The sequence below is a fragment of the Bacillus sp. MZGC1 genome, assembly GCF_002998605.1.
Taxonomy (GTDB): Bacteria; Bacillota; Bacilli; order Bacillales; family Bacillaceae; genus Bacillus.
Map to the genome: position 1 here is coordinate 407,389 of NZ_PVRE01000003.1, position 16,393 is coordinate 423,781.

Below are 16,393 nucleotides of genomic sequence, written 5' to 3' on the forward strand. Positions count from 1 at the left end.
AGGAACGTTTATTTGGCTAAGCGTTTGACAACAGCTGCTATCTTGCGTGCCGCCTGTTTCACATGATCCTCTTCATTCCCAAGACCGAAGCTTATTCTGACTGAGGACGTCAGCTTGTCTGCTTCTTCGCCATACATGGCGCTTAACACGTGCGAAGGAAGGACGGATCCAGCCGTACATGCAGATCCACTTGAAACAGCAATTCCTTCCATATCTAAATTCACAAGTAACGATTCGATGGAAACGCCCGGGAAATGAACATTTAAAATGTGAGGCAATGTCTCTTTCGGGTGCCCATTGACAGAGAAATTGAGTGATTCCTCTTCGAATACTTGCAGCATGATTTCTTTGAGCTTACCATAATGCATGGCTTTTTCTCTTCTATTTTGCTTCGTTAATTGAACAGCTTCTGCAAGTCCAACGATCCCTGCCACATTTTCAGTGCCAGCACGGCGTTTTCTTTCTTGTTCTCCTCCGAATATTTGCGGAGAAAGTTTCACGCCTTCGTTTACATATAAAAAGCCTGTTCCCATTGGACCATTTAGCTTATGGCCAGAAGCAGATAAGAGATCAATATGAAGGTCTGCTACATCAATAGGCATTGTTCCAAACGCCTGCACGGCGTCTGTATGAAAATGAGCAGTGTGATTGTGTAAAAGCTCGCCAATGTCTTTGATTGGCTGAATCACACCTGTTTCATTATTGCCGTACATGATGGTCACAAGAATCGTATCATCTCTCAGTGCTTGTTTTAGTTGTTCAAGATGAATCAATCCAGTTTCATCCACATCTAAATATGTCACGTCAAATCCTAGCTTCTCTAGGCGTTCACATGTGTGCAGCACCGCATGATGCTCTGTTTTTGCTGTGATGATATGTTTTCCTTTATGCTGTCTTGCCATGGCCACACCTGTAATCGCCAGGTTGTCCGCCTCTGTTCCTCCGCTTGTGAGGATGATCTCCTGTGGTTTACAGTGTAATTCTCCTGCAATCACTTCTCTTGCTTCATCGAGCCACTTTCTTGCCTCGCGCCCATATGAATGAATACTAGAGGGATTGCCAAATATCTCTGTAAAGTAAGGCATCATCTTGTCCACAATACGCTGATCCATTGGCGTTGTGGCCGCATGATCTAAATAGATTCGTTCCATTTCCGGTACACCTCTGATCTAAATATAGAACATATACGCGTCTTGATTTCCGTCATCTGTGTAGCTTGCCAAGTCTTCAAGAGTTGTATTGTCTAGTACGTCTTTTACTGCATCACGAATCCGAATCCACAGTTCACGCTTTGCTGGTTCTTCGTTTTCGATGACTTCGACAGGACTAATCGGTCCTTCTAAAACACGAATAATATCACCGGCTGTGATCTCGTTTGGTTCATGTGCAAGAACATAGCCGCCATATGCACCGCGAATACTTTTCACAAGACGGGCATTCCGAAGTGGTGAGACAAGCTGCTCTAAATAATGCTCAGACAAATTATTGTTTTGAGCGATTGATTTTAATGATGTGGGGCCTTCGCCATGTTTTTTGGCTAATTCGATCATGATCGTCAGACCATATCTGCCTTTAGTTGAAATTTTCAAGTTAAACACCTCTGCGTTTTCTATTCTATGTCATCAATTATTTTTCTGATTTCATATACGCTGATATATAGACCAAAAGCAATTATATCATACTTTCAGCCAACTTTCATTTGCCGGTTCTGAGCGCTTTAGGAGGACGCATCCCTTTTCTATTTGAAGAAATTTCGGTACTCTATACAAACAAGACATTGCTTTAGGAGAGATAATCATGAAACCTTTAGCGTACCGGATGCGCCCAAGTCATATTGAAGACATCATTGGGCAGGAGCATCTCGTTGGAGAAGGTCAAATTATTAGACGAATGGTCGAGGCAAAACATTTATCCTCGATGATTTTATACGGACCGCCGGGCATCGGCAAAACATCGATTGCGACCGCGATCGCTGGCAGTACAAGCATTGCGTTTCGGACGTTGAATGCAGTCATTCATAACAAAAAGGATATGGAAGCTGTCGCCGCTGAAGCGAAAATGAGCGGCCAGGTCATCCTTATTTTAGACGAGGTTCACAGGCTTGATAAAGGAAAGCAGGATTTCCTTCTTCCTTATTTAGAAAATGGCATGATCATTTTAATTGGCGCAACGACCGCTAACCCCTATCATGCGATCAACCCTGCCATCCGAAGCCGGACACAAATATTTGAGCTAAAACCGCTTGAAACAGAGCAAATCAAAGCTGCGTTAACAAGAGCGTTACAGGATGAACATCGCGGGCTTGGCGGTTATGAGGTGACAGTGAACGATGAAGCGATGAATCATTTTGCCAATGGATGCGGCGGAGACGTACGCTCTGCTTTAAATGCGTTAGAATTAGCTGTCTTATCGACAAAAGCAGATGAGGCTGGGCATATTATGATCACTCTTGCCGCAGCAGAAGAATGTTTACAAAAAAAGAGCTTCTCACATGATAAGAATGGTGATGCTCATTATGATGTCCTCTCGGCTTTTCAAAAATCCATTAGAGGATCTGACGCAGATGCGGCGCTGCATTACCTTGCAAGACTGATTGAAGCAGGAGACCTTGAAAGCATTTCAAGGAGATTACTCGTGATGGCTTACGAAGATATTGGTTTAGCTAGTCCGCAGGCAGGTCCTCGTGTGTTAAGCGCTGTTCAAACAGCAGAAAGAGTCGGCTTCCCGGAAGCACGAATTCCGCTGGCTAACGCAGTCATTGAACTGTGTCTTTCTCCTAAATCCAACTCGGCATATAAGGCGGTTGATGCGGCGCTGGGTGACATTCGCTCAGGGAAAATTGGTGAAATCCCTGTTCATTTAAAGGATGCTCACTACAAAGGAGCTACAGCACTCGGCAGAGGTGTCGATTACTTATACCCACACGATTATGAAAACGGCTGGGTGAAGCAGCAATACTTACCTGATCCGCTGAAAAACAAGCAATACTATGAACCGAAGCAAACAGGCAAATTTGAAGGCGCACTGAAACAGGTATATGAGAATTTAAAACGCCAAAAATAAAAAAAGCCCCCTGCATGTTAGCAGGCGGGCTGTTTATTTATCCTTCACACGTGTAATTGGAATATCTTTTAAAAGCTTCATAATGACATGACCACCCATGATCAGCCCTGCAACAGACGGGACGAACGCATTGGATGATGGCGGCATTTGTGCCTTGCGAATCTTCGCTTCATCATTTCCAACTTCTTTTCTGACATCTTCACGAATCACAATCGGACTTTCATCAGAGAAAATGACTTCAATTCCTTTACGAATCCCTTCTTTGCGCAGACGCGTTCTCACGACTTTTGCAATTGGATCGGTATGTGTTTTTGAAATGTCATCAATTTTGAAGCGGGTCGGATCTGTTTTGTTTGCAGCACCCATACTCGAAATAATGTTCACATTGCGTTTCAGGCACTCTTTCATTAAATGAATTTTATAGTGAATCGTATCTGACGCATCGATGACATAATCAAGCGGATACTCAAAAAATTGCTCATATGTTTCCTCTGTATAAAACATCTTAAGCGCAACAACTTCACATTCTGGATTAATATCAGCGATTCTCGCCTGCATTAAGTCAACCTTTGGCTGACCAACTGTTGAAAGCAATGCTGGCAGCTGACGGTTCACATTTGTAATATCAATATCATCTTTATCAACAAGAACAATACGGCCAACGCCTGAACGAGCGAGTGCCTCAACTGCAAATGAGCCAACGCCGCCCACACCAAGCACTGCAACTGTACTGTTTTTTAATATATCTAAGCCTTCCTTGCCTATAGCAAGCTCGTTTCTTGAAAACTGATGTAACAAGTGCCTCACTCCACCTTTATTTAAAATGAATCGAAAGAATCATATCATATTCAAACTTCTTCGTCATCCTTCTGAAAAAGAAAAAAACACAAAAAAGTCCCGACAACGCCGCCAGCTTTTCCTTCGTTTTGAACCCCGCACCATGCAGGTGGGTGCTTTCTTCCTGACTTTATAAGTCCTCTAAAGAGGCATTTATGCAGAAAGGAAAGGCAAGCTCCCGTATAAAAAAATGTTCGGTCAAAACTAGGTAACCACCGTACGTATCAGGACTTTATTTATTGATTGAAGAAAGCATATCATAGGCATGCCGCTTTTTCAAGCGTTTACATGCCCATATCCATGCGTCTATTTTACTGTTTTACTTTTGTTTTAATGGCTAAACTTAGCTCATCAAGCTGCGCTTCGCTTACAGTGCCAGGAGCATCTGTAAGCACACAGCTCGCACTTGCCGTTTTCGGGAACGCAATGGTATCTCTTAAGTTAGAGCGGCCGGCAAGCAGCATCACTAAGCGGTCAAGACCAAGCGCGATTCCGCCATGCGGAGGAACTCCATGCTCAAAAGCATCTAGAAGGAAGCCGAATTGTTCATATGCCTCTTCTTTTGAAAACCCAAGTAAGCTAAACATTTTTTCTTGAATATCCTTTTCGAAAATACGAATCGAACCTCCGCCAAGCTCATAGCCATTCAGCACAAGATCGTAAGCCTGTGCCTTCATATCTTCAGGGCTTGTCTCAATTAATTCAAGATCATCGCGTACTGGCATTGTGAAAGGATGATGGGCAGCATAGAAGCGGCCTTCTTCTTCATCTTTTTCAAGCAGCGGCCAATCAACAACCCATAAGAAGTTGAATAGAGACTCATCAATGAGTTCAAGCTCTTTGCCGAGTTTTAGGCGAAGGGCACCAAGTGCATCATGGACAACAGACGTCTTATCTGCAACAAAAAGTAACAGGTCACCTTCTTCGACTTGCAGCTGCTCCTTTAATTCTGCCTGCTTTGCTTCATCAAAGAATTTAGCAATCGGTCCTTTTAATTCTGCCCCTTCTGCTTTTAGCCAAGCTAGACCTTTTGCACCGTAGTTCGCTGCAAATGCACCAAGGGCATCAATGTCTTTTCTTGAGTAGTTGGCTGCAGCACCTTTGACATTGATGGCTTTCACAGCTCCACCATTTTTCACAGCTCCGCTAAAGACTTTGAAATCGGAATCTTTTACCGTATCTGAAATGTTGACAAGCTTCATCTCAAAACGTGTATCTGGCTTATCAGATCCATAAGAATTCATCGCTTCATCATATGTCATACGGGGTAATGGCAATGTCAGGTCTACGCCTTTGACATCTTTCATCACCTTTGCCATCATCTCTTCGGCAAGCGTCATAATGTCCTCTTGACTCATAAAGGACATTTCAATATCGACTTGTGTGAATTCCGGCTGACGGTCAGCACGCAAGTCTTCATCTCTAAAGCAGCGGGCAATTTGATAGTAACGATCCATCCCTGAGACCATCAGCAATTGTTTAAATAATTGCGGAGACTGAGGCAAGGCATAGAATTCTCCCTCATGTACACGGCTTGGAACAAGATAGTCACGTGCTCCCTCTGGCGTACTTTTTGTTAAAATCGGTGTTTCAATATCTAGAAAGCCGTTGTCATCTAAGAAATGGCGGAATGCTTTTGTGACTTCATGTCGCATTTTCATCGTTTCAAACATAGCAGGACGGCGAAGGTCTAAGTAACGGTATTTTAAGCGCACATCTTCTGATACCTCGTCTGCTTGATCTGAAATCACAAAAGGAGGGGTCTTCGCTTCATTTAACACGCTGACCGTTTCGACTTGAATTTCAATTTTCCCTGTTTTTAAATTTGGGTTGATCGTTGCGTCTTCTCTTGCGACAACCGTTCCTTTAATATCAAGGACATATTCATTACGAATCGATTCTGCTGTCTCAAGTGCCTCTTTTGATAGGTCTGGATTGAAGACAGCTTGTACAATCCCTGTACGGTCGCGCAGATCAATAAAGATTAATCCGCCAAGGTCACGTCTTTTTTGAACCCATCCTTTTAATACAACGGTTTGACCGATTTGGTCTTCTGTTACTTCTCCACAATAAAAAGTTCTACCAAACACAAACATTCCACTCCTTCTTTACGCCTTCTTGTGGGCCTTCATCATTTGAATCAGCTCATCAAGCTTCACTTCAATTTGTTCACCCGTTGTCGTATCTTTTACATTCACAATGCGCTGCGCCAGCTCATCTTCACCAAGGACTGCAATAAACTTGGCTTTTAATCGATCAGCCGCTTTAAATTGCCCTTTTAATTTCTTCCCTGTATAGTCCATTTCACTTGAAATGCCTTCTTTTCTCAGACGGTTTAATAATGAAACAGAGTAATCCTTCGCTTCATCACCGAGTGCAGCAATGTATAGATCAATGCCATCTTGCAGTGGAAGATCAATCCCTTCAGCATCGATTGCTGCTAGGAAACGCTCAATACTCATAGCAAAACCGATTCCTGGTGATTCAGGACCGCCAATTCCTTCAACAAGTCCATCATAACGGCCTCCGCCGGCTAATGTGGTAATCGCGCCAAAGCCTTCAGCATTACTCATGATCTCAAATGCCGTGTGATTGTAGTAATCAAGACCGCGCACTAAGTTCGGATCGACGACATATTCAATGCCTATATCTGTTAAGTATTGTTTGACCTTTTCAAAATAAGTCCGTGATTCTTCATTTAAGTAATCTTGAATGGATGGAGCCGTTGCCATCAATTCGTGGTCACGATCCTTTTTACAATCAAGAATTCGCAGCGGATTTTGATGTAAACGGGTTTGACAGTCATGACAGAATTCATCAATTCTTGGTTCAAAGTGCTCGACAAGTGCTTTGCGGTAGTCTGCACGGCTCTCTTTGTCACCAAGGCTGTTAATGACGAGCTTTAAGTTAGAAAGGCCTGCTTTCTCATAAACACTCATCGCAAGTGAAATGACTTCTGCATCAATGGCAGGATCCTTTGAACCGATCGCTTCAATCCCAAATTGATAAAATTGACGATATCTCCCTGTTTGCGGACGTTCATAACGGAACATCGGTCCAATGTAATACAGCTTTGTTGGCTGCGCGGGCTGTGCAAATAATTTATTTTCAACATAAGAACGTACAGTTGAAGCCGTTCCCTCTGGACGAAGGGTGATGCTGCGTCCCTTTTTATCTTCAAATGTATACATCTCTTTTTGAACGATATCGGTTGATTCGCCTACTCCCCGTGCAAACAGCTCTGTATGCTCAAAAATCGGTGTACGGATTTCTTTGTATTGAAAGGCTGCACATGTATCTCTTGCAATTTGTTCAACATACTGCCAGCGTTCTGACTCTCCAGGTAAAATATCCTGTGTGCCTCTTGGAATATTAAAACTCATTTTTCGTCCTCCTACGACCATCATTCATTTTTTATGTGGACATATAAAAAACCCCCGCCTCTACTATGTGTATAGTAGGGACGAGAGTTATACCCGTGGTGCCACCCTAGTTGGAACATGATCCAGCCATGTTCCCGCTCAAATCCTTAACGCAGATTCACGTTCTCCGCCTATTGACTCATTTTTAGAGCGTTCAGCAGGAAACCTACAGAGTGTTCTTTCGTGATAAATGCCATGCGGATTCGCTTTCAGCCTAAGGCGATTCCTCTCTGCTCACGCAATTTACCCTACTATTCTCTATCATCAGTTCCACATTTTAAATTTTCAAGTGTGTTGATTTATATTATAATAAGGTCGGTGCTGCCACTCTGTCAACCCTTGCCGTGTCTCTTTTTCTTTTCCAGCTCTTCTTTTGACGTACATCCGTATTCAGATGCGGTTTCTTCAAGGAAGCCTGGTTGATCCATTTCGTCGTGCTGCCAGCGATCGATATCACGGTGTCCATTATATTGCACTCGTCCTAATTTTCTGCTTAATCTCATGTTTGTACATCCTTTTATCACGTTTTTATTTAGTATAAACAGATTGATTCATTTTTATTAGGGAAACTGCAAGGAATTAGTCCATTACATAACGAATTTACATTCATCGGTTTTACAAGGGAGGGGAAAACACCGTTTTGAATCTAAAAAAACACAATCAAATGATGATGCTTCTTACCTGTTTTGTTCTCATCGCAAGTACTTTGCCTATGACACATGCTACAGCACAAACAGATCAAGCTGTGGTCGCAACAGATGAAATCAATGTGAGAACGGGCCCTGGTTTAAGCTATGGAATCGCAGCTAGTGTGAAGCGCGGAGAAAGCTATCCCATTCTCACTAAACAAGGAGAATGGGTGCAGATCCAATTGTCGAACGGTCAAAAAGGCTGGGTCGTCTCATGGCTGATTACCACATCATCTGGCAGCCAAAAGTCTGCTAAGCCAAACGCGCAAAATCAGAGCGCATCAGGCAGCAGTTCCATTACATCGACAGCCTCGGATCTTCGCATACGGACAGGCCCTGGAACTTCCTATCAAGTCATCGGAACTTTCCCGCAAGGCGCTTCCGCTAAAAAGCTGAAAACAAGCGGCGAATGGACAAAAATTTCGTATAAACAAGCAGTAGGCTGGGTTCACTCTGATTATGTTTCAGGCGGCAAAAAAGCTTCTCAATCAAGCTCTGGCGAGTCCTCTCGCTCTAAACAGACAGGCACAGTTGGCGTATCGAGCTTGAATGTAAGGCAATCGGCGGCACCGAATGCACAAGTCGTCGCTTCACTTGCCCGCAACACACAGATCACCATTTTGCGCGAGCAGAACGGCTGGTATGAAATTGAGGCAAAAGGCGTAAAAGGATGGGCTGCAAGCTATTACATCGTCACAAGCAATGGAGCGAGTTCGGCGGGTGAACAGAATTCATCTTCTTCGTCTTCCCAAAAGAAAGCGTACATTGTCTACGATGGCACCAACATCCGAAAAAGCGCTTCTACCTCTGCTGGGATTGCAGAAAGAGCCACAAAAGGCGCTGCCTATCAAATTGTTCGCACGCAAGGTGACTGGTACGAGGTGACACTATCAAACGGCGGAACTGGTTATGTGGCAAGCTGGGTCGTTCAAACGAATAAAAATAGCAGCGAAGCACCAAGACCACAGCAGGATTCATCGTCTGGAACTGGGTCTTTAAAAGGAAAAACGATTGTTCTTGATCCTGGTCATGGCGGAAAAGACAGCGGCACGATTGGCGCAGATGGTGCATTTGAAAAGAACATTACCATCAAAACCGCCAATTTACTTGCAGGCAAATTAAGGGCTTCTGGTGCAAGTGTCTATTTAACAAGAAGTGATGATACTTTTATCAGCCTTCAATCGAGGGTCGCGACATCTCATTACAGAAATGCAGATGCATTTATTAGTCTTCATTATGATAGTTTTATGGACCCAAGTATCAGAGGAAGTACAGCGTATTATTATCAAGCAGCAAAAGACCAGCAATTAGCGACAAACGTCCATACAGAAGTCGCTAAACGCTCTCAAATCCCTGATAAGGGTGTCAAATTCGGAGATTATTTTGTTTTAAGAGAGAACAAACGCCCTTCTCTTTTATATGAACTCGGCTATTTAAGCAATCCTCAGGAGGAAGCGATCATTTATAGCGCTTCTTACCAAGAACGAGTCACAGAAGGAATGACGGAAGGATTAAAACAATATTTCCGTTAAAAAGAAAGAGGCCTCTGCGCCTCTTTTTTGTTTGATCGCAAAAGAAAAAGACTCTAAACAAACTCCTGCATGAGTTTATCTACAGTCTAAAGCGAATCTATTCTTTGCTATCCATCCAGATGGTGACGGGCCCTGAATTGGTCAATGACACATCCATCATCGCGCCAAAGCGGCCAGTTTCTACATGAATGCCTTTTTCTCTAAGAGCTTTATTGAAACATTCGTAAAGGGAGTTCGCGGCATCTGGCTTGGCTGCTTTCATAAAATTCGGTCGTCTGCCCTTTCTCGTATCACCATAAAGGGTAAATTGAGACACAGACAGGACGCTTCCTTTTACATCCAATAACGAATGATTCATTTTCCCGTTTTCATCTTCAAAAATACGTAAATGTGCAAGCTTTTCTGCTAAATAAAGCACATCTTCTTCTGTATCTTCATGTGTGACACCAACGAGCACCATATACCCTTCATTGATGGCACCTGTGATCTCTTCTTCTACCTTCACAGATGCACTTGTCACACGCTGCACTACAAGCCTCATAGACGATATACTTCCTTTCTAATTCATGAATCGGCGAACAGAGTAAATGTCTTTGATTTGTTTAATGCGCTCTACTACTTTGTGCAAATGGTTAATGTTTTGGATAAAGATCGCCATATGGATCGTCGCCACTTTGTTACGGTCAGACTTCCCAGAAACTGAAGAGATGTTCGTTTTGGTTTCATTGACTGCTTGAAGCACCTCATTGAGTAAGCCGCGTCTATCATATCCTAATATTTCAATTTCCACATTGTATTCTTTACGGTTTCGAGCAGGCTGTTCATGCTCCCACTCTACCGGGATTAACCGTTCCTGCGCTTCTCCTGTCTTCACGTTCGGACAGTCATCACGGTGAACAGATACGCCCCTGCCTTTCGTAATAAAACCAACAATGCTATCACCTGGAACAGGATTACAGCACTTAGATAAGCGGACAAGCAGGTTATCTATCCCTTTGACTCTTACGCCTGCTTCTCGTTTTTTCCCATGATACGTCTTTGACTCTACTGTCACTTCTTGAACAGTTTTCTCTTGTTCTTCTTGATCTCTTTGTTTTCTTTCTTTTTCTGTTAAACGATTGGCGACTTGGAGTGCAGTAATTCCGTTATAACCAACCGCTGCATACATGTCCTCTTCGTTTGAAAAATTAAATTTGTCAGCCACTTTTTGCAGGTTTTCAGCTGTCAGAATGTCTTTGACATCAAACTCAAGGTTTTTGATTTCTTTCTCCACGAGTTCTCGGCCTTTTTCGACATTTTCTTCACGGCGCTGTTTTTTGAAAAACTGTCTGATCTTGTGCTTCGCTTGGGAGGTTTGGGCAAGTTTGACCCAATCCTGACTTGGTCCATAGCTGTGCTTAGATGTCAGAATTTCAATAATGTCACCTGTTTTCAATTTATGATCGAGTGTGACCATCTTTCCGTTGACTTTAGCACCAATCGTTTTATTCCCAATTTCCGAGTGAATCCGGTAAGAGAAGTCAATCGGAACGGAACCCGACGGCAGTTCAATGACATCTCCTTTTGGAGTAAACACAAACACCATATCAGAGAAGAGATCGATCTTTAATGATTCCATAAATTCTTCTGCATCTGTCGATTCATTTTGGAATTCAAGGATTTCTCTAAACCAAGAGAGCTTCTTCTGGAAGACAGCTTCCTCCGTTGATTCTGCTGACTCTTTTCCTTCTTTGTATGCCCAGTGCGCTGCAATTCCGTACTCTGCAATTTCGTGCATTTCCACTGTACGGATCTGAACTTCAAGCGGGTCACCTTTTGGCCCAATCACTGTTGTATGAAGGGATTGGTACATGTTCGGCTTTGGCATCGCAATATAATCCTTAAACCTGCCTGGCATCGGCTTCCAGCATGTATGGATAATCCCGAGCACGGCATAGCAGTCTTTAATGCTGTCAACCAAAATACGAACGGCCAGCAGATCATAAATTTCATTAAACTGCTTATTTTGCAGGACCATTTTGCGATAAATACTATAAATATGCTTTGGTCTGCCGGAAAATTCAGCCTTGATGTTCACCTCTGACACACGGTCTTTCACTTCATTAACAACCTCGTCCAAGTATTCCTCACGTTCCGCTCGTTTGCGCTTCATGAGATTCACGATCCGGTAATATTGCTGCGGATTTAAGTAACGGAGCGCTGTATCTTCAAGCTCCCACTTAATCTTTGAAATCCCTAATCTGTGCGCAAGCGGTGCAAAGATTTCAAGTGTTTCATTTGAAATTCTTCGCTGCTTCTCCTGAGGAAGGTGTTTGAGCGTTCTCATATTGTGCAGACGGTCTGCCAGTTTAATTAAGATGACGCGTATATCCTGCGCCATTGCCACAAACATTTTTCGATGGTTTTCGGCCTGCTGTTCTTCTTGTGATTTATATTTAATCTTCCCGAGCTTTGTCACACCATCAACAAGCATCGCAACTTCTTCGTTAAAATGCTCTTTTAAATCCTGTAATGTCACATCCGTATCCTCGACAACATCGTGCAGGAAACCGCCTGCAATGGTCGATGGGTCCATTTCAAGGTCAACAAGAATCCCCGCCACTTGAATTGGATGGATAATATAAGGCTCACCAGATTTCCGGTATTGCTCCTTGTGTGCATTTTCAGCATATTCATATGCTTGCTCTATAAATTGAATATGTTCAGCGGACAGGTATTCTCTTGCCTTGTCAATGACCTGCTGCGCCGTTAAAACTTGTTCGTTCGCCATGGAATCACCTTTTTAAATGAAAACTGTATTGTAGTTTATTATCAAGAAAAATTCGATAGATGTAAAGAGAAGAAGTCCGCTAAAAGATTTTTGATAGGAAAAAAGCACCCTTCTTACCGAGTGCTTTTTGCGTAAAACTCCATTAGTATTGCATTAACGTCAAGATGTCGTAACCGTCAAGCTTCTTTCTGCCGTCCAGATACGTCAACTCAATCAAGAATGCAATTCCTGCCACAACGCCGCCTAATTCCTCTACAAGCTTGATGGATGCTTCAATTGTTCCACCAGTCGCAAGTAAGTCATCTGTAATCAGGACACGCTGACCAGGACGAATCGCATCTTTATGAATCGTTAATACATCTTTACCATATTCTAAACCGTAATCGACTTTAACGACTTCACGAGGAAGCTTTCCTTCTTTACGAACTGGTGCAAAACCTACACCTAGTGCGTATGCTACAGGGCAGCCAATAATGAATCCACGCGCTTCAGGTCCAACAATGAGATCAATGTCTCTTTCCTTCGCGTATTCAACGATTTGATCCGTTGCATAACGGTACACTTCGCCTTTATCCATTAACGTTGTAATATCTTTAAATTGTACACCTTCCTTTGGGTAGTCAGGTACAACTGTCACATATTGTTTTAAATCCATCTTTTCCTTTTCCTCCTCGTACGTCAAAGCACAGGTGAGACTTCGCTCATCATGCTATTCAGCCATTCCTTCAGCTCTTTGGCTGAGGAATATGTTAGTGTTTGATCGAGTTCCATCAATCGTTGTTTTGCTGTATAGGATGCTGATGCCGTTAAATCTTTTTTAGGGGCATCACGTACTATTGACAGCACACCATTCTCTATTTTAACAAAACCGAGTTCAAAAAACACCTTTGTCATAAAAATGATTGTTTCTTTTGTCCAGCCTCTATGTTTGGCAAGCTCCATTCCTTGTTCTTTGAGGGGGAAACTTCCTCGTTTTAACAAGAATCCATAAAACCATTTGAATTGATCACGGCTAGGGAAAGAAGACATAAAATGATCTTCTTTTCTTTGAAAAACCGTATAAACTCTAGCTGGCTTTTGGTTTTCTAAAAGTCGCCTTAGCAAATGCTCATCTGCAGGAACATCCGCAAAGACGATATACTTGCCCTCTACATCGAACGTTGAAACATTTTCTGCATGGACATGATAAATTGGGATATTGACTTCCTGTTTTGTTTCTTCGTCAAAACAGACCACCACATATTTTTCTGGATCAAGCGTGGAGATTGTCTTTTCCCAATCCTTTTTGCCGCGCAAATCAAACAGCTGCCATTCATCTACTCGGGCATCTTTTAGCATAAGCTGAGGTTTCTTCCGGTTATTCCATTCATTGATGGACATTTCACCAATGACGGAAATGCGGCTACCTGTGACAATTTCTTCTTTTAATTGACCTTGATGAAAACCGACACAGTCAAGCAGCTTGTCTTCGTCTTTCAGAGACATTTTAATATGATTCTGATTTGCCCCAATCGTTCGGATCTCTTCAAGCCTCGCATCTTCAATCATGATGAACGGCTTTGGATTCTGCATGCCAAATGGTGACAGCATCCCCACTTCTTCAATCGCTTCAACCGTCAATTCGTCTACCTTGCATACGGCATCGACCCGCTGAATCGGAATAAAATCTTCTTCTGTCAACGTTTCATTCGCATATTGATTTAATCTTTCTCTTAGTAAAGGAACATCATCCGCTCGAAGTGTCATACCCGCAGCCATCGGGTGCCCGCCGAAATGCGGCAGAATGTCACGGCATTTGCTTAAATGGAAAAATAGATCGAAGCCAGGAATACTCCGCGCTGATCCTTTTGCCATTTGCGTCTCTTCATCTATTCCAAGCACAATCGCCGGACGAGAAAATCTATCCGTCAATTTAGAGGCAACAATTCCGACAACACCCGGATTCCAGCCAGCTTTCGCTACAACGATCGCAGACTGGTCATCACCTGTCTCTTCAACCATTTGAATGGCTTCTTCTGTGATTGTACTCACAATTTTTTGACGTTCTTTATTGAGTTCTTGTACAAAACGAGCGAGCTCTTCTGCTTCATCCTTATCCTCTGTCATGAGAAGATGAACAGCTGGATCTGCCTGCTCAATTCGCCCTACAGCATTCAGCCTTGGCGCAATTTGAAAGCCGACCGTTTCTTCATTTGCTTCTTCAAGAGTAGCTCCCGCTTCTTTCAATAACGCTTTCAGCCCCGGTCTATTCGACTGTCGAAGCTGCACAAGCCCTTTTTTGGCGAGCCATCTATTCTCATCATGAAGCGGCACAAGATCCGCTATTGTCCCAATTGCCGCAAGATCTAACAGCTGAGCTGGCAGTTTCCCAAGAAGTGCATGTGCCACTTTAAACGCTACGCCTACACCGGCAAGTTCTTTAAAAGGATACTCACAGCCCGGCTGCTTAGGATGGACAATCGCAAGTGCCTCAGGCAGCTCCTCACTTGGTTCATGGTGATCTGTAATGATCAGGTCTAACCCTATTTCTTTTGCAATACGTGCTTCATTTACAGCTGCAATGCCTGTATCGACCGTGATGACAAGCGATGCGCCTTGCTCTTTGATATATCGAAAAGCCTGTTCATTAGGCCCATAGCCTTCTTTAAATCGATCTGGAATATAAAAGTCTACTTTCGCAGACCGCTCTTTTAATGTATGTAAAAGCACAGACGTACTTGTCACACCATCCGCATCATAGTCTCCGAAGATCACAATCGATTCCTGCTCTTCGATCGCTTTGTTGATGCGCTCTACTGCTTCTTTCATCCCTTTTAATAGAAATGGATCATGAAATTCGGCTTTTTGATCAAATAAAAAAGACCTCGCTTCTTCTACTTCTTCGAGTCCTCTTTTTACAAGAAGCGATGCAGTCAGCGCTGAAATATTCAGATTTTCAGAGAGTGATTTCACTTTTTCTTCGCTTGGATGTTCATATTCCCAGCGCATTTTGGATAATAACATAAATTCACCCCTCAACCACACTATTATACTAGAGTGGCCTGAGGGGTTTCAATTTTTATTTTATGAAATTGTGCTGGAAGATTATTTTTCCTTCCGGTCAAATGATGCTGGCTGTTCTTTTAAAGGCGTCACATTCGGTTTCTTTTGAACGTCTTTGTCGATCTTTTTATTCGAAGCAGCAGGTGCAGGTGCGGCTGCACGCTCAGCTTTTAAAGCCTTTAGTTCACGTTTTAGTTTCACAATTTGGAAAATCCCTGCGAAAGCCACAATGAGTCCGCCCATTAGCACAGAACCAATAATGACAAGAATCAGCGGCCATTCAGCCGTTCCAAATAAGTAGTCAACTTGCACTGGCCGCACATTGATCACGGCAAATACTGAGACAATTAATACGAAAATAAATGCGAAGATGATGGTCCATTGTTGTTTGTTCATCTACATATCCCCCAAGCTTTTTCTTTTATTCTTCCCTTTTCCTTGTCCATTTTAAACACAGAAAGAAAATAGCGGAAGAAAATCTATCAGCATGGGCATGATTAGCTGCTGAGTTTTTCTTTAATGAGGTTCTTTATTTCTTGTCTTTCTCCAGAAATAACAAGGGTATCCCCTTCTTCAATGACCGTATCAGGTCCTGGATTTAACATCTTCTCATGTGATTTTCTCACGATAGCGATGACTGTTACTTGATCATTTTGGCGGACATTGAGGTCTCCGATTGTCTGCTGAACAGCTGGTGCATTCTTTTCAATCTTAAACCATTCAATCATCAGTTCATCAATGGCTACCTCTACAGTTTCAAGCGCTTTCGGCTTATATACCATGCCGCCTAAAATAGCTGCAATTTGTCTTGCTTCTTCATCGTTTAGCAAAATACCAGAAATAGATTCTTCATGGTCGTCCTCTTGAAAATGATACATTTCTCTTCTGCCGTCATCGTGTGTAATGATGGCAAGCTTCTCATTATTTCTTGTGATCATTTCGGCTTTGTGACCGATACCTGGCAGTTCAGTTTCCCGAACCTTCATAACAGCCCCTCCAATGAATAAAGCCAAATGCCTCAAACGGACACTTGCTTTC

The 16,393-nt window shown here is 42.9% G+C and carries 14 protein-coding genes, 1 other RNA gene and 1 other annotated feature; of the genes, 2 read left to right on the plus strand and 13 right to left on the minus strand.

Going from position 1 to position 16,393, the window contains the following annotated elements:
- Positions 1-8 precede the first annotated feature (8 nt).
- Together C6Y06_RS11555 and cymR are read right to left on the minus strand one after the other, a co-directional pair.
- Positions 9-1,151, minus strand: coding sequence for a cysteine desulfurase family protein (locus C6Y06_RS11555; protein WP_095285502.1), 1,143 nt, complete (start codon positions 1,149-1,151; stop codon positions 9-11).
- Between the two features lie 18 nt (positions 1,152-1,169).
- Positions 1,170-1,589 (minus strand): cysteine metabolism transcriptional regulator CymR, encoded by a 420-nt coding sequence (cymR, locus tag C6Y06_RS11560; RefSeq protein ID WP_012010726.1) that lies wholly within the window; start codon positions 1,587-1,589, stop codon positions 1,170-1,172.
- Between the two features lie 208 nt (positions 1,590-1,797).
- Here cymR and C6Y06_RS11565 point away from each other — a divergent pair, with 208 nt between their 5' ends.
- Positions 1,798-3,063, plus strand: coding sequence for a replication-associated recombination protein A (locus C6Y06_RS11565; protein ID WP_034661526.1), 1,266 nt, complete (start codon positions 1,798-1,800; stop codon positions 3,061-3,063).
- Positions 3,064-3,096: 33 nt separating this feature from the next.
- Here C6Y06_RS11565 and C6Y06_RS11570 read toward each other — a convergent pair whose 3' ends face one another.
- From C6Y06_RS11570 to C6Y06_RS20090, 5 genes are all read right to left on the minus strand, one after another.
- Complete coding sequence (locus tag C6Y06_RS11570) at positions 3,097-3,861, minus strand: tRNA threonylcarbamoyladenosine dehydratase (protein ID WP_034321354.1); 765 nt, start codon at positions 3,859-3,861, stop codon at positions 3,097-3,099.
- Positions 3,862-3,953: 92 nt separating this feature from the next.
- Positions 3,954-4,134, minus strand: a non-coding RNA gene (ssrS, locus tag C6Y06_RS11575) — 6S RNA.
- Between the two features lie 77 nt (positions 4,135-4,211).
- Positions 4,212-5,990 carry an aspartate--tRNA ligase gene (gene aspS, locus C6Y06_RS11580; protein ID WP_106037007.1) on the minus strand — a complete coding sequence of 593 codons (1,779 nt, stop codon included), beginning with the start codon at positions 5,988-5,990 and terminating at the stop codon, positions 4,212-4,214.
- Positions 5,991-6,008: 18 nt separating this feature from the next.
- The gene (hisS, locus tag C6Y06_RS11585) at positions 6,009-7,283 is read right to left on the minus strand and encodes a histidine--tRNA ligase (protein WP_034661532.1); all 1,275 of its coding nucleotides are present in this window, start codon (positions 7,281-7,283) and stop codon (positions 6,009-6,011) included.
- Positions 7,284-7,356: 73 nt separating this feature from the next.
- Positions 7,357-7,596, minus strand: a binding site (T-box leader).
- Positions 7,597-7,654: 58 nt separating this feature from the next.
- The gene (locus tag C6Y06_RS20090) at positions 7,655-7,825 is read right to left on the minus strand and encodes a YrzK family protein (RefSeq protein WP_003216250.1); all 171 of its coding nucleotides are present in this window, start codon (positions 7,823-7,825) and stop codon (positions 7,655-7,657) included.
- A 161-nt stretch (positions 7,826-7,986) separates the two neighbouring features.
- Here C6Y06_RS20090 and C6Y06_RS11590 point away from each other — a divergent pair, with 161 nt between their 5' ends.
- A complete protein-coding gene (locus C6Y06_RS11590) occupies positions 7,987-9,543 on the plus strand; it encodes an N-acetylmuramoyl-L-alanine amidase family protein (RefSeq protein ID WP_425389182.1) in 1,557 nt (518 codons plus the stop codon).
- A 97-nt stretch (positions 9,544-9,640) separates the two neighbouring features.
- Here C6Y06_RS11590 and dtd read toward each other — a convergent pair whose 3' ends face one another.
- The 6 genes from dtd to C6Y06_RS11620 form a co-directional block, all read right to left on the minus strand.
- Positions 9,641-10,084 carry a D-aminoacyl-tRNA deacylase gene (gene dtd, locus C6Y06_RS11595; RefSeq protein ID WP_060596866.1) on the minus strand — a complete coding sequence of 148 codons (444 nt, stop codon included), beginning with the start codon at positions 10,082-10,084 and terminating at the stop codon, positions 9,641-9,643.
- A gap of 18 nt (positions 10,085-10,102) precedes the next feature.
- Positions 10,103-12,313, minus strand: coding sequence for a RelA/SpoT family protein (locus C6Y06_RS11600; RefSeq protein WP_034661540.1), 2,211 nt, complete (start codon positions 12,311-12,313; stop codon positions 10,103-10,105).
- 142 nt (positions 12,314-12,455) lie between these two features.
- Positions 12,456-12,968 (minus strand): adenine phosphoribosyltransferase, encoded by a 513-nt coding sequence (locus tag C6Y06_RS11605; protein ID WP_034661543.1) that lies wholly within the window; start codon positions 12,966-12,968, stop codon positions 12,456-12,458.
- Between the two features lie 23 nt (positions 12,969-12,991).
- Entirely contained in the window at positions 12,992-15,316 is a 2,325-nt protein-coding gene (gene recJ, locus C6Y06_RS11610; protein ID WP_106036924.1) for a single-stranded-DNA-specific exonuclease RecJ, read from the minus strand.
- Positions 15,317-15,397: 81 nt separating this feature from the next.
- Complete coding sequence (locus tag C6Y06_RS11615) at positions 15,398-15,751, minus strand: LapA family protein (RefSeq protein ID WP_060596869.1); 354 nt, start codon at positions 15,749-15,751, stop codon at positions 15,398-15,400.
- Positions 15,752-15,852: 101 nt separating this feature from the next.
- Entirely contained in the window at positions 15,853-16,341 is a 489-nt protein-coding gene (locus tag C6Y06_RS11620) for a cation:proton antiporter regulatory subunit (RefSeq protein ID WP_066030599.1), read from the minus strand.
- Positions 16,342-16,393 lie beyond the last annotated feature (52 nt).

Coding starts and splice junctions, on each gene's coding strand:
- C6Y06_RS11555 (WP_095285502.1), bottom strand. CDS start 1,151: ATGGAACGAATCTATTTAGATCATGCGGCCACAACGCCAATGGATCAG.
- C6Y06_RS11565 (WP_034661526.1), top strand. CDS start 1,798: ATGAAACCTTTAGCGTACCGGATGCGCCCAAGTCATATTGAAGACATC.
- hisS (WP_034661532.1), bottom strand. CDS start 7,283: ATGAGTTTTAATATTCCAAGAGGCACACAGGATATTTTACCTGGAGAG.
- C6Y06_RS20090 (WP_003216250.1), bottom strand. CDS start 7,825: ATGAGATTAAGCAGAAAATTAGGACGAGTGCAATATAATGGACACCGT.
- C6Y06_RS11590 (WP_425389182.1), top strand. CDS start 7,987: ATGATGATGCTTCTTACCTGTTTTGTTCTCATCGCAAGTACTTTGCCT.
- dtd (WP_060596866.1), bottom strand. CDS start 10,084: ATGAGGCTTGTAGTGCAGCGTGTGACAAGTGCATCTGTGAAGGTAGAA.
- C6Y06_RS11600 (WP_034661540.1), bottom strand. CDS start 12,313: ATGGCGAACGAACAAGTTTTAACGGCGCAGCAGGTCATTGACAAGGCA.
- C6Y06_RS11605 (WP_034661543.1), bottom strand. CDS start 12,968: ATGGATTTAAAACAATATGTGACAGTTGTACCTGACTACCCAAAGGAA.
- recJ (WP_106036924.1), bottom strand. CDS start 15,316: ATGTTATTATCCAAAATGCGCTGGGAATATGAACATCCAAGCGAAGAA.
- C6Y06_RS11615 (WP_060596869.1), bottom strand. CDS start 15,751: ATGAACAAACAACAATGGACCATCATCTTCGCATTTATTTTCGTATTA.
- C6Y06_RS11620 (WP_066030599.1), bottom strand. CDS start 16,341: ATGAAGGTTCGGGAAACTGAACTGCCAGGTATCGGTCACAAAGCCGAA.